Below are 12,891 nucleotides of genomic sequence, written 5' to 3'. Positions count from 1 at the left end.
CTCTACCTTAACCGAGTGTCCGTGAAAGTTCGGTGTTCACGCTGAACTGTTCGGCGATGTCGACTGCCTTGCGCTGACTGCCTTGTACCGAACCTTCACGGCTCCAGAGAAACGGGAAGAAGTTGAAACATCGGTCCGCGCCCAGCGCCTGCGTGTCCTCGACCCAACCGTCCCAGCGCAGGCTCTCGTAGAACGCCGTGAGCTGGTCACTCAGGGCCCAGCCCAGAAAATCCGTGTAGCCGATCTCCAGCGGCTCCCAGGCCAGGGTATCCGGCGCCCAGTAATACATCGCGCCGCGATCATCGCCCAGCGCCCCGCCATTGATCGAAAAGAAACCGCCTGCGGCATCGTCGGCCACCAGCAGGTGCCCTTCGGCGCGCTGGTCGTTCCAGTCGACGAGGTTTCGCGAGAGTTCAGCGGCCCCGGAACCGAGTATGCGCAACCAACCGTGATCGATCAGCAGACCGCCCGTCTCGTAGGCCATCGCTCCCAATGTCGAGCGGGTGGTCACCTGCAAGTGGCTCAGGACCCGGGCGTTTTCGCTGGATGCCGGCAGCAACCGATAGGGCCGTGTTGCACCTGCCAGCATTTCGCGAATGATCGGCATCGCCGGGTCATCGCGCTCGATCAGTTCATCCAGGTGTTTCATCGACCAATCCTTGGGAAAAAGAATGGGCCCAATGGTACCGGGGAGCTGCTTGCGCGACCATGGTAAACGAGCCATCCGGCACGCCTGCCAACCGTCTCTGGACAGCCCAGTCAGATTTGAAGAAAATCCCGCGCCCTGGCGGAGGCCGAGCCCGGTCACGCCCTCATGGAAGAAGCAGGCATCTTGGACACAATGGATACCCAGGCCGGACCGATCCCGGCCAAACGCATGGATCGATTTACCGCCCGCCACTTTTGTGCCTGGCTGTTGTTTGGCGTAATGCTCTACATCAGTCCTGAACTGGACCGTTTGTTCAATCTCTGGATCATGGTAGTCCCACTGTTTCTCATCCCGGCGCTGATTGCCTCAGGCAGTTTTATCCTGGGATTGCTGATCAATCTGTGGACTCGTCGCTGGCGCCGGCTGGTTTGTGTCGTCACCGCGCCTGCGATGACCTTCGGACTGTTCGCCGTGCTATGGCACTATCAAATAGGTGCCGACTGGATCTACTTTCAGTTCAAGCGCCACGAGTACGAGGAGCAGTTGCGCAACCTGCCTGGCCCACATCCGCGTTACAACGAGTGGGACTGGGGTGCTACAGGTAGTGCTATATCCGCAAGTTCTTCATACACCCTCGTTTACGATGAAACGGACACGCCTCTTGAACAGTTCAAGAGGCGAAGATCATGGGCAGCGGATCTTTCGGCAAAGGCCTACGGACAGCATTTCTTTCTGGTGAGCGAGTGGTATTAGTAGCACTGCAGCCAAAGTGCCCAACGGCCTCGAACACCAGCTTATCATGGCTCAGGGGCGTGCCACGCAAACGCGATACCTGATTCGCCGATCGAATTCATCTGTCGGGTCCTGCTGACTTTCAATCAACTCAAGGAACCCGGAACGCTCCAGACCGGCCAGGTCCTCAAGCGTCCACCCTGCGGGAAAATCGCTGGAAACCTCCTTGCCCTGGTGCTCGATCCAGTGGTAGACCCCGAAGGGCAGATAGCCCAGCCACTCCGACTGGTAGGTGATCTCGTCCACTGCGCTGGCCGCCACCAGTGCCTCGATCCTGCCTTTGATGATGCCCTGCCTGTCACTCATGCCGTTCTCGCTGCTCCACGCAAGGCCAATAGCGCCAGCACCGCGACCCAGGCCACCGAAACCCCGTAGTTGAGTCGCTGGTACAGGCCAAACAGGTGCCCTTCGGCAAAGGCCTTGCCCATCATCGCCACCGTGGCGATCGACAGGATGACACAGATCGCCGAGAACACGGCGAAACCGGACGAGGACAGCAGTCGCTTGCCAAGGAATACCCAGAGCAACGCCGCCAGCGTCAGCGAGATGAACATCAGCAGGCCCGACAGGTTGTGGATCTGCTGCGAAAGTGACGGTTCGGCCGGCACGCACCCCTGGTCGCAGGAGAAGTAGCCGGTAGCCAGGCTCGCCAGGCCATGCACGAAGATCAGCGCGGCGCTCAGCAGTGCCAGTCGCGAATCCCTGAACCGCCTGGCGACACCCAGGGCAAAGAGCAGGAACCAAAGCCCCAGTGGGAAGTTGTTCAGCCAGGCGGAGAAGCCGTGAGTCGGTGCACCCTCGGCGCCCAGTTGGCTCATGGCCAGTTCCAGATGGCTGTAGCCCGGATACGCCAACGCGGTCAGGGCAACACCCAGGAACAGCCAGAAAGGAATCAATACGCCCAATCCCAGCAAGGCACGATCGGTGGTTTTCACGATGCGGCACTCCCTTGTCTTGTAGTGGTCAATCCGGGCTCCATGCTAGGGAACACCCTCCTCGCGCGTTACCGATTTTTTTGCAAGGCAGCTTGCGCATGCGTCATGATGCCGCCCCCTTGCCCCATGGATGGCCCGCAATGACCCGACGTCTGCCCAGCACCTCTGCGCTGCTCGCCCTGGAAGCTGCGGCACGCCACCAGAGCTTCGCCAAGGCCGCGCAGGAGCTGTCGCTGAGCGAAGGCGCAATCAGCCGACAGATCGCCAAGCTGGAAGACTTTCTCGGGGTACGGCTGTTTCACCGCGTGGGCAACCGCGTCGAGCTGTCCGCTCCGGGCGCCAGCTACGCGACACGCATGCGCACCGCCCTGGCCGACATCGAACGCCATACCCGCCAGTTGATGAGTGACACGCAAGGTACGAGCACACTGGAAATCGGCGTGATCCCGACGCTTGCCAGCCGCTGGCTGATCCCCCGGCTCGCGCGGTTTCGCGAGCGCCATCCCGACATCGAGGTCAACCTGCGCGAAAGAACGCAGCCCTTCTCGCTTGAGGAAAGCGGCCTGCACGCGGCGATCAACTATGAACATCCGATCTGGCAGCCAATGAAGGTCCAGCCGTTGTTCGAGGAGCCGGTGGTCGCCGTCTGCCATCCGCGCCTGGCCGATAGCGCGGCGCGGGACATGCCGCTGCTGCACAAGCATGAAAGCCCCTATGGCTGGAGCCGCTATGCACAGTTGGCCGAGCTCGACCTGCCCAATGGCTCGACAGGCCCCACCTATGACCGCTACGCCCTGCTCATCGAAGCCGCCAAGGCCGGCATTGGCATGGCCCTGGTGCCGCGCCGCTACGTCGAACAGGAGTTGAGCGACGGCCGACTCAGTGCGCCCTGGCCGACATTCGCGCAACTGAGCGAGCGTTATGTGCTGGTCACTCGCGCGACGGCAGAGCCGTCCCGGGCACTTGCACAGTTCGCCCACTGGTTGCTCGATGAGGCTGCCAGCCACCCGCCGGCCTGACTCGCGCGCTTTGGCGCAGGCCCTGTTTCGATATCAAAACGTCTCAAATGATCCCTATTTTGCGCAAACGAGTTGAACACCTCGGCAAATTCGACACAATGTCCCTATGAATGTGCGAACGTGAGGAACTTCAATGCAACACTCGCCACATGACGAGAAACTGCTCAAGGCGCTGGCCGATGCCATCGTCGTCCATCCGCGGGCAACCCTCAAGGAGCTGGCCGAAGCCGCCGGCGTGAGCAAGGCGACGCTGCACCGCTTCTGCGGCACCCGTGACAACCTGGTCAATATGCTCGAAGGCTATGGTGAGCAGATCCTCAACCAGGTCATCGCACAGGCGGACCTGCTGCATGCCGAGCCCCTGTCGGCCTTGCGCCACCTCATCACCGAGCACCTCAAGCACCGCGAGATGCTGATTTTCCTGCTGTTCCAGTACCGCCCCGATACCTTCGACCCCGACAACGAGGCCAACCGCCGCTGGACGGCCTATGCCGATGCCCTCGACGCGTTCTTCCTGCGCGGCCAGCAGGCCGGTGTGCTGCGCATCGACATCAGCGCCGCGGTGTTCACGGAGATGTTCCTGAGCATGGTCTACGGCATCGTCGATGCCGAGCGCCGTGGACGGGCGGCCAGCGCCACGTCGATACAGACCCTGGAGCAACTGTTTCTCCACGGTGCCGCGACGACCAACGCCTGACAGGCTGCAGACGGCACAAAAAAAGCCCCGGCACACCTGGTGCCGGGGCAGCGTGATTGAACACGTCAACCAAAGGAGTCGTCACCAGGGCCGGGTGTCAGCCCTTTGCAGGCCAACCGCCCCCCAGGGCCCGGAACAGATCGACCAGCGCCAACTGCCGTTGGGTACTGGCCTGAATGAAGGCGGCTTCGTTCACATAGCGGCTGCGCTGTGCGTCCAGATAGCGCAGGTGACTGTCGATCCCGCCTTCGTAGCGGGCCTTGGCCAAGGCCAGGGTCGCCTGGCTGGTATCGGCCAGGCCCTTGCGTGCCGCCTCCTCGCGCCGCAGGGTATCGGTGGCGACCAGGGCGTCCGCCACCTCACGGAAGGCACTCTGGATCGTCCCTTCGTAAGCCGCCACGGCGGAATCCTTGCGCACTTCAGCCAACGTCAGGCCGGCCCGGTTGCGTCCGCCGTCGAACAGCGGCAGCGACAGTTGCGGCACGAAGCTCCAGCTGCGCGATCCGCCATCGAACAGGCCGGACATCTGCGCACTGGACGTGCCGAAGCTGCCGGTCAGGCTGATGCGCGGAAAGAACGCCGCACGTGCCGCGCCGATATCGGCATTGCGGGCCCGCAGGCGATGCTCGGCAGCCAGGATGTCCGGGCGTTGCTCGATCAGTGTCGAAGGCGCTCCGGGGGCGATGTCCTGCAACACCACCGGTCCGCCCGCCTGCCCGTCAGCAATGGCCTTGAGCGCCTCGGCACTGCCCGACAGCAGCACCAGCGCGTTGTAGGCCTGGCGGTGCTCACGCGAGATACTTTCCAGTTCGGCGCGAGACTGCTCCACCAGCCCCAGCGCTTCCTGGTGATCGAGCGCCGTGGCACTGCCGGCCGAACGCCGCTGGGCGACCAGCGCCAGCGAGTTCTCGCGACTGGCCAGGGTCTGCCGGGTCAATGCCAGGCGGCGTGCGGCACCGTCGAGATTGAGGTAGGCCTGGCTGACTTCGGCGATCAGCGCAATCCGTGCGGCTCGCCCGGTTTCCTCGCTCGCCAGGTACTGTTCGAGGGCGGCATCGCTCAGGCTTTTCACCCGGCCAAACAGATCGACTTCATACTCCGGCAACGACAGACCGACCTGATAGGTGCTGCTCACGCCTTCACGGCCGCTGCTCGACAGGTCCGCCGGCAGGTGCTGGCGATTGCCGGAGGCGCCGGCATTCAATCCCGGCAGCCGATCGGCGCGCTGGATGCCGTACTGCGCCCGCGCCTGCTCGATGTCCAGCAGCGTCTGGCGCAACGAGCGGTTGTGCTCCAGGGCACCACTCACCAGCTGCCGCAGGGTCGGGTCGACGATGAACGCCTGCCAATCCAACTGGGCCGCCTGCGGCCCCTGGCGGCCCTGGACATCGTCCCATTGGGCCGCGACCGGCGCATCCGGACGCTGATAGGTCGGGGCCAGGGAGCAACCGCCCAAGGCAATCACCAACGCCAGAGGGAGAAAAAGATTACGCATCACCATCACTCCAGGACCTCGACAGAACGTTCGACAGGGGCCACCTTGGGCTTGCGCTTGAGCAACGACAGCACCCAGACGAAGCAGATCGGCACGAACACCACGCCCAGCAAGGTGGCACTGAGCATGCCGCCAATCACCCCGGTGCCGATGGCGCGCTGGCTGGCGGCGCCGGCGCCGGTCGCGATCGCCAGCGGAACCACGCCGAGGATGAAGGCCAGCGAGGTCATCACGATTGGCCGGAAGCGCAGCCGGGCCGCCTCGATGGCCGCATCCCGCAGGCTGTGGCCCTTCTCCCACAGTTCCTTGGCGAACTCGACGATCAGGATGGCGTTCTTCGCCGCCAGGCCGATGATGGTGATCAGGCCGACCTTGAAGTACACATCGTTGGGCAGGCCGACCACGATCACTGCCAGCACCGCGCCCAGGGCACCGATCGGCACGATCAGCATCACCGTCAGCGGGATCGCCCAGCTCTCGTAGAGCGCCACCAGCAGCAGGAACACCACCACGATCGCCAGGCCGAACAGGCCCGCCGCCTGGCCGCTGGAGACCTTCTCCTGATAGGAAAGGCCGGTCCAGGCATAGCCGATGCCCTGTGGCAGCTCGGCCGCCAGGCGCTCCATTTCGGCCATCGCCTGGCCGCTGCTGTAGCCCGGCGTCGCATCCCCGGTGATACGGATCGAGGGGTAGCCGTTGTAGCGAACCAGCTGCACCGGGCCTTCTTCCCAATTTGTGGTCGCAAAGGCGCTGAATGGCACCTGCTGGCCGGAAGCGTTGGGCGCATAGAGCTGCAGCACGCTTTCCGGGGTCATGCGTTCACCCTGCTCGGCCTGCACCACCACGCGTTGCTGGCGACCGGCGTTGGTGAAATCGTTGATCACCGCCGAGCCGAATGCGGTGGACAGGGTGCTGTTGATCGTCTCGAAACTCACACCCAGGGTGCGGGCCTTTTCCCGGTCGATGCGTACCCGCAACTGCGGCGCCTCGGCCAGGCCTTCCATCATCGCGTAGAGGATCGCCGGACTGCCCTTGGCCTTTTCCAGCAGTTGGTCACGGGCTGCCAGCAATGCCTCGCGGCCCAGGCCGCCGCGGTCCATCAGGCGCAGGGCAAAGCCACCGGAGTTGCCCAGGCCGTCGATCGGCGGTGGTGTCACCGCCGTGATGGTGCCATCGCCATAACCGGCGAACTGGGCATTGACCGCTGCGGTTTCGGCGTCTGCCGATTGTTCCGGGCCACGTTTGGACCAGTCCTTGAAGGTCGGGAACGCCAGCGCAGCGTTCTCGCCCTGGCCGGAGAAGCTGAAGCCGCTGATGATAAAGGAATTGGCAACCGCCTCACGGGACATCAGGAAGCGTTCCAGGGTCTGGCTGGTGTGATCGGTACGGGCCCGGCTCGCGCCTGGCGGCAGTTGCACGTCGACGATCGCATAGCCCTGGTCCTCCACCGGCACGAAGGCTTCCGGCAGGCGCAGGTAGACATAGCCCAGCATCGCCAGGATCCCGGCATACAGCAGCATATAGCGGCCAGCCCGTGCCACCAGCGCACTGTTCATGCCCGAGTAACGCTCGGTCAGGCGGGCGAAACCGCGGTTGAAGGCGCCGAAGAAACCGCGCTTTTCATGGTGCCCAGCGGCTACTGGCTTGAGCAGCGTGGCGCACAGCGCCGGAGTGAAGGTCAGTGCAAGGAACCCAGAGAACAGGATCGACACCGCCAGCGACAACGAGAACTGCTGGTAGATCACCCCCACCGAGCCGGACATGAAGGCCAGCGGCAGGAACACCGCCGACAGGACCAGGGTGATGCCGATGATCGCCCCCGACACCTGCCCCATCGCCTTGATGGTCGCCTCCACGGGCGACAGCCCCTCCTCGGCCATCAGCCGCTCGACGTTTTCCACCACCACGATGGCGTCGTCCACCAGGATACCGATAGCCAGGACCATGCCGAACATGGTCATCATGTTCACCGAGAAGCCCAGCAGCTTCATCACCGTCAGCGTACCGAGCAGGCAGACCGGCACCACGATCGACGGGATCAGCGTGTAGCGGATGTTCTGCAGGAACAGGAACATCACCAGGAACACCAGCACCATGGCCTCGATCAGCGTGTGGATCACCTTCTCGATGGCCACGTCGACGAATCGCGAGGTGTCGTAGGGCACCGCGTACTCGACACCCTCGGGGAAGAACGCGGACAGTTCAGTCAGGCGCTCCTTCACCAACGCGGCGGTCTTGATTGCATTGGCCCCGGGCGCCAGTTGCACGGCCCCGGCAACGGCCGGCTGACCACTGAGCCGCGAGGACAGGTTGTAGCTTTCGCTGCCGATCGCCAGGCGCGCGACATCGGCCAGCCGTACGCTGGAACCGTCCGGGTTGGCCCGCAGGACAATACCGCCGAATGCCGCCGGATTGTCCAGGGTGCCCTGGACGGCGAGGGTCGCGGTCAGTTCCTGCTCGCTGGCGCCGGGCGTGCTGCCGAAGCTGCCCGCTGGCACCTGTACGTTCTGCCCACGGATCGCGTTGTTCACGTCATCGATGGAAAGGCCATAGCCCACCAGCTTCTGCGGATCGACCCAGACCCGCATGGCCGCTTCCGAGGAGAAGAATTGCAGCTTGCCGACACCCGGCACCCGCCGCAGTTCGGGGTTGATGTTGCGCGCGGCATAGTCGGCCAGCAGGGTGGTGTCACCGCGGGTGCCGTTCTTGCTGGTCAGCGCATAGATCAGCAGGAACCCCGAACTGGCCTGCTCCACTTGCAGCCCCTGGGTCAGCACGGCCTGGGGCATGCGCGCTTCGGCCTTCTTCAGGCGGTTCTGCACATCGACCTGGGCCAGCTCCGGATTGGTCCCGGGCTCGAACGTCACCTGGACTTCGGCAACGCCGTTGGAGTTGTTGGTCGACTCGTAGTACAGCAGTCCCTTGGCGCCGTTGAGCGACTCTTCGATGATGCTGGTCACCGACTCCACCAGCACCTTGGCCGACGCCCCGGGATAGGTGGCGGTGATGGAAACCTGCGGTGGTGCGACGCTGGGATACTGGGCCACCGGCAAAGCCGGGATCACCAGCAGGCCGGCCAGGGAAATGAACAGTGCCACGACCCAGGCGAAGTTCGGTCGATTGATGAAAAACCTGGACATATCGTTACCCTCGCCTCACTGCGCCGCGGCCTGGGGCGCGGCGATCATCACCGGCATGCCCGGGGCCAGGCCGGCCGGGCTGCCGACGATGACCTGGTCACCCGGCTGCAGGCCCTCGGTGATCTGCCAGCGGGCGCCCTGCATGGCGCCGGTCTGCACGCTGCGCGCTTCGGCCACTTCGCCGAGGCCGACGACCATGACCCGCGCCTGACCATCGCTGCCGCGCTGCACGGCGCGTTGCGGTATCAGGATTGCACGATTGTCGGTGCCATGCGCCGTGCGCACGCGTACGTACATGCCGGGCAGGAGCATGCCGTCGGTATTGGCGAAACGCCCCCGCAGGCTGACCTGGCCGGTGCTGCGGTCGACCGCGGCATCACTGAACATCAGCGTGCCCTGGCGCTCGGCCTCACTGCCTTCGACACGGGCGCTGAGCACCTTGTCGTCACCGCCAGCCAGTACCCCGTCCTTGAGCGCCTGGCGCAGACGCATCGCGTCGGCAGCCGACTGGGTGAAGTCGACATAGACCGGGTCGAGCTGCTGGATACGCGCCATCAAGGTGGCGTCGCCCTGCCCGACCAGTGCCCCTTCGGTCACCAGCGCCCGACCGATGCGTCCGGAGATCGGCGCGGTGACCGTCGCATAGCCGAGGTTCAGCTGTGCCGTCTGCACATCGGCCTGGGCCGAACGAATGGCCGCCTGGGCATTGCGCAGGTCGGCACTGGCACTGTCGAAATCCTGCTGGCTGACCGCTTCGATCTTGACCAGCGGCTCATAGCGCTTGACCCGCGCCTGGGCTTCCTGCGCCACCGACCTGGCCCGTGCCAGGTCGCCCTCGGCCCGCGCCAGGGCGGCCTTGAAGGGCGCCGGGTCGATCTGGAACAGCACTTCGCCGGCCTTGACGTCGGCACCCTCTTCGAAACGCTTGTGCTGGACGATGCCGGCGACACGGGCGCGCACTTCGGCGACCCGTACCGGCTCGACCCGGCCCGGCAGTTCAGCGACCAGGGCCAGCGGTTCGGCCACCGCCTTCACTACTTCGACCGGATAGGCCGTGCTGGCAGCGCCCTGCTGCTCGCCAGCCTGGCCACAGGCTGCCAACGCGACGGCCACGGCCAGCAGTCCAGCCATCCTTGTTACACGTGTCTTGCTCATGATTCACCAGAGCCTTGATTGAAGTTGGATCAAAGGCTACATTTAAATCCATTATGAGTCAATTTTGTCTCACAAAGGACTTCAATGCCTCTAGAACCCCATTCAATCAGCCGCACGACACCTGCGGCCGAGACCTGTCGCGGACCGTCCGTATCCGGCGAGCACGCCTTGCTCAGTACCCTTTGCGCCATGGTGGCCCGGCACCCCAGGGCCACCATGGCCGAGTTGGCCGGGCTCGCCGGTGTGAGCAGGGCCAGCCTGCACCGTTTCTATGGCACCCGGGAAAAGCTCGATGAGCAGTTGGAGCAACACGCGCTACAGGTGCTGGAACGCATCATGGGTGTTGTCGACCTGGCGACGGCACCTGCCCTGGCGGTGCTACACCGGCTATGGCAGGAGCACTTGGCCCATCAGGAACTGATGGCTTTCCTGATCCCGCGTTATCCGCTGAACACCGTGGCCACCGAGCAGGGCCAGGCCAGTTGGCGGTTCTATCGCGACGGACTCGATGCGCTGTTTCTGCGGGGCCAACAGCAAGGCACGTTGCGTATCGATGTCACGGCACCGCTGCTGACCGAGCTGTTCATCACGCTGCTGTATGGAACGATGGAAGCCCGACAACGCGGGCGAATTGCCGACGGCTGCACAGGGGTGATGGAGGAAATGTTTCTGCACGGGGCCCAACGTCGCCCCCTGGGTGATGGACACCCGCAGCCTTGCACTGCCAAGGTGTGAAGCCACTTGCGGCCTTGCATGAAGCCAGATGAAACAAGGCCCCGAAGATCGGGGCCCGTCAGGTCAGAACACCAGCTTGTAACCGATGGTGAACAGCATCAGCGCCAGGAATGGCCGCAACAATCCATCGGAGACCCGGCCCGCCAGGTGGCTGCCGAGGTAGATGCCCGGTAGCGATCCCATCAGCAGGAACCCCAGCAGTTCCCAGTTCATGTTGCCCATGCTCGCATGCCCCAGCCCCGCAACCAGTGTCAGCGGCACCGCATGGGCGATCTCGGTGCCGACCAGGCGCCGGGTCGGCAGGAACGGATAGAGGATGAACAAGGCGACCGTGCCCAGGGCTCCAGCGCCGATGGACGTCAGCGCAACCATGGTGCCCAGGATCAGGCCGGTCAGCACCGTCAGGCCATTGAGTTTGGATGGACTGATTCGCGAGTGGTCGACGCCCCGGCGATGGGCGAAACCCAGCAATGCCTTCTTGAACAGCACCGCCAGCGCGGTCAGCAGCAGCACCACGCCGAGCGCCTGCTTGATGATGCGGTTCAACGCATCGGGTGCCTCATGCAGGCTGCTGAGAAACCACAGGGTCAGCAGGACGGCGGGCACACTGCCCAGGGTCAGCCAGCCGGTGATCTTCCAGTCGATATTGTTGTTGCGCTTGTGCACCAGCACACCACCGGACTTGGTGATGGCCGCATACAGCAGATCCGTACCCACGGCCGTGGCCGGGTTGATGCCGAACCACAACAGGATCGGCGTCATCAGCGAACCGCCGCCGACGCCGGTCATACCGACGATGAAGCCAACCACCAGGCCTGCTACGACAAAACCGAAATTACCGACATCCATTAGCAAACCCTGGGCGAGACGACCAAAACAGGCGCGCAGCATAACGGTTAATCTTATGACCGTTTATAAAAATAAGGTCTATCGTTATAACCAGAGTGCTAGCTTCACGCACAATTTCGCTGCTGCAACAGCGGGTTTTACCCTGTTCTGAACGGATGGATTCGCACTCAGCGACCAGGCTGCCACTGCGGATACCGCACCACGCCTTCGTACTGCAGCCACGGCACATCATGGGAGACCCAGATGTGCTGCTGGGGAATCACCCCCGGATCCTCGTCAAGCGTCGCCACCCGCACGATCACCACCGGCATGTTCAGCCGCTCGGCCATCAGGTGCGAGCCACAGTGCGAGCAGAAATGACGCAGCTTGCCAGACGAGGACTCATAGGCGCTCAACGCCTGCTGCCCCCTCGTCCAGCGAAAGTGCTCGCGCCTGACCCCGGCTGTACTGGCGAAGGCCGCCGCGTGCGTCTTGCGACAGGTCTGGCAATGGCAATGCCCGATCGGCATGTCGAGCACATCGACTTCATAGGTAACGGTCCCACACGCACAACTGCCCTTCATGCCCACATCCTGCTCCGGTTGACTCAGGGCATCCTACACGGCCCACGAAACAGGCGTCAGCTCACGCGCGACATCAGTCCAGGCGAATGCAGTGATAGGCTTCGGTGCGATAGGGAAAGGCGATGGTCTCCCGCCCCCGCAGGTCCGGGTGGGTCTCGATCAGCTTCTGCAACTGCTCGACCACCCGGGCCTTGCCGGCGTCGGGCAAGGCGGCGATGAAGCTGACCGAGAGGAAACGTTCGATGATCACTTCCTGCGGCGGACCTATGTGGCTGTACTCGAAACGGCTCAGCTCGGGTGCCGAGAAGTGCCGGCTGTTGTCGAAGGGCAAGCGCCAGGCGCCGGTATGAAAACGCGGGGTGTCCCCTTCAAGGGGCGTAATGATCCGGGTGATCTGCGCCACCCAGTCCACCGACTCGTCGCGCACGTTCCATACCAGCCCCAGTCGGCCACCGGGCCTGAGCACCCGATGCATCTCGGCCAGCGACGACTGATGGGCAAACCAGTGAAAGGCCTGGGCACACGTCAGTGCATCCGCGCTGCCGGTGTCCAGTGGCATGGCATCGGCGGTGCCCGACAGCGCGCGAACCTGCGGCAAGCGGGCGACCAGCTCGGCGCGCATGGCCTCCACCGGTTCGATCGCCGTCACCGTGGCCCCGGTCGTCGTGAGCAAACGAGTGAACTTGCCGGTGCCGGCGCCCAGGTCGACCACCTGGGCTGCGGGACCGGCGCCCAGGGTGTCGCGCAACCACGGCAGCAACTCGGCGGGATAATCGGGACGCCCATGGGCGTAGGTCTTGGCTTCGGCGCTGAAGCCGACTTGTGCAGCCTGGTGAACACCCGACATGGCAGCGATCTCCGT

The 12,891-nt window shown here is 63.9% G+C and carries 13 protein-coding genes; 4 read left to right on the top strand and 9 right to left on the bottom strand.

The features are described 5' to 3' along the window. Nucleotides 1-7 precede the first annotated feature (7 nt). On the bottom strand, nt 8-649 hold the full coding sequence (locus HU752_RS14420) for a DUF2625 domain-containing protein (RefSeq protein ID WP_186688529.1): 642 nt from the start codon (nt 647-649) through the stop codon (nt 8-10). Between the two features lie 165 nt (nt 650-814). Here HU752_RS14420 and HU752_RS14415 point away from each other — a divergent pair, with 165 nt between their 5' ends. Then, nucleotides 815-1,402, top strand: coding sequence for a hypothetical protein (locus tag HU752_RS14415; protein WP_225920143.1), 588 nt, complete (start codon nt 815-817; stop codon nt 1,400-1,402). A 51-nt stretch (nt 1,403-1,453) separates the two neighbouring features. Here HU752_RS14415 and HU752_RS14410 read toward each other — a convergent pair whose 3' ends face one another. Both HU752_RS14410 and HU752_RS14405 read right to left on the bottom strand, forming a co-directional pair. Continuing rightward, on the bottom strand, nt 1,454-1,747 hold the full coding sequence (locus tag HU752_RS14410) for a hypothetical protein (protein WP_186688526.1): 294 nt from the start codon (nt 1,745-1,747) through the stop codon (nt 1,454-1,456). Next, nucleotides 1,744-2,376, bottom strand: coding sequence for a DUF998 domain-containing protein (locus HU752_RS14405; RefSeq protein WP_186688523.1), 633 nt, complete (start codon nt 2,374-2,376; stop codon nt 1,744-1,746). The genes HU752_RS14410 and HU752_RS14405 overlap by 4 nt, the downstream gene beginning before the upstream one ends. Nucleotides 2,377-2,516: 140 nt before the next feature. Here HU752_RS14405 and HU752_RS14400 point away from each other — a divergent pair, with 140 nt between their 5' ends. Next, a complete protein-coding gene (locus HU752_RS14400; RefSeq protein ID WP_186688520.1) occupies nt 2,517-3,395 on the top strand; it encodes a LysR substrate-binding domain-containing protein in 879 nt (292 codons plus the stop codon). A gap of 133 nt (nt 3,396-3,528) precedes the next feature. Beyond that, a complete protein-coding gene (locus tag HU752_RS14395; protein ID WP_186688518.1) occupies nt 3,529-4,092 on the top strand; it encodes a TetR/AcrR family transcriptional regulator in 564 nt (187 codons plus the stop codon). A gap of 97 nt (nt 4,093-4,189) precedes the next feature. Here HU752_RS14395 and HU752_RS14390 read toward each other — a convergent pair whose 3' ends face one another. The 3 genes from HU752_RS14390 to HU752_RS14380 are packed head-to-tail and all read right to left on the bottom strand — an operon-like array spanning nt 4,190 to nt 9,882. Further along, nucleotides 4,190-5,593 carry an efflux transporter outer membrane subunit gene (locus tag HU752_RS14390; RefSeq protein ID WP_186688515.1) on the bottom strand — a complete coding sequence of 468 codons (1,404 nt, stop codon included), beginning with the start codon at nt 5,591-5,593 and terminating at the stop codon, nt 4,190-4,192. Continuing rightward, a complete protein-coding gene (locus HU752_RS14385) occupies nt 5,593-8,727 on the bottom strand; it encodes a multidrug efflux RND transporter permease subunit (RefSeq protein WP_186688513.1) in 3,135 nt (1,044 codons plus the stop codon). Before HU752_RS14385 ends, HU752_RS14390 begins: the two co-directional genes overlap by 1 nt. 15 nt (nt 8,728-8,742) lie before the next feature. Further along, complete coding sequence (locus tag HU752_RS14380; RefSeq protein ID WP_186688510.1) at nt 8,743-9,882, bottom strand: MexC family multidrug efflux RND transporter periplasmic adaptor subunit; 1,140 nt, start codon at nt 9,880-9,882, stop codon at nt 8,743-8,745. A gap of 84 nt (nt 9,883-9,966) precedes the next feature. Here HU752_RS14380 and HU752_RS14375 point away from each other — a divergent pair, with 84 nt between their 5' ends. Beyond that, nucleotides 9,967-10,617, top strand: a complete 651-nt coding sequence (locus tag HU752_RS14375; RefSeq protein WP_225920142.1) for a TetR/AcrR family transcriptional regulator — start codon at nt 9,967-9,969, stop codon at nt 10,615-10,617. Between the two features lie 63 nt (nt 10,618-10,680). Here the strand turns inward: HU752_RS14375 and HU752_RS14370 are convergent, their stop codons facing one another. The 3 genes from HU752_RS14370 to HU752_RS14360 form a co-directional block, all read right to left on the bottom strand. Continuing rightward, the gene (locus HU752_RS14370) at nt 10,681-11,466 is read right to left on the bottom strand and encodes a sulfite exporter TauE/SafE family protein (protein ID WP_186688505.1); all 786 of its coding nucleotides are present in this window, start codon (nt 11,464-11,466) and stop codon (nt 10,681-10,683) included. 167 nt (nt 11,467-11,633) lie between these two features. Next, nucleotides 11,634-12,029: a GFA family protein gene (locus tag HU752_RS14365; protein ID WP_186688503.1), complete on the bottom strand. Its 396-nt coding sequence runs from the start codon at nt 12,027-12,029 to the stop codon at nt 11,634-11,636. A 73-nt stretch (nt 12,030-12,102) separates the two neighbouring features. Then, nucleotides 12,103-12,876 (bottom strand): class I SAM-dependent methyltransferase, encoded by a 774-nt coding sequence (locus HU752_RS14360; RefSeq protein WP_186688501.1) that lies wholly within the window; start codon nt 12,874-12,876, stop codon nt 12,103-12,105. Nucleotides 12,877-12,891: the final 15 nt, after the last annotated feature.

The organism is Pseudomonas vanderleydeniana (genome assembly GCF_014268755.2).
Classification (GTDB): Bacteria; Pseudomonadota; Gammaproteobacteria; order Pseudomonadales; family Pseudomonadaceae; genus Aquipseudomonas; species Aquipseudomonas vanderleydeniana.
This window is presented reverse-complemented; position numbering and strand designations above follow the sequence as displayed.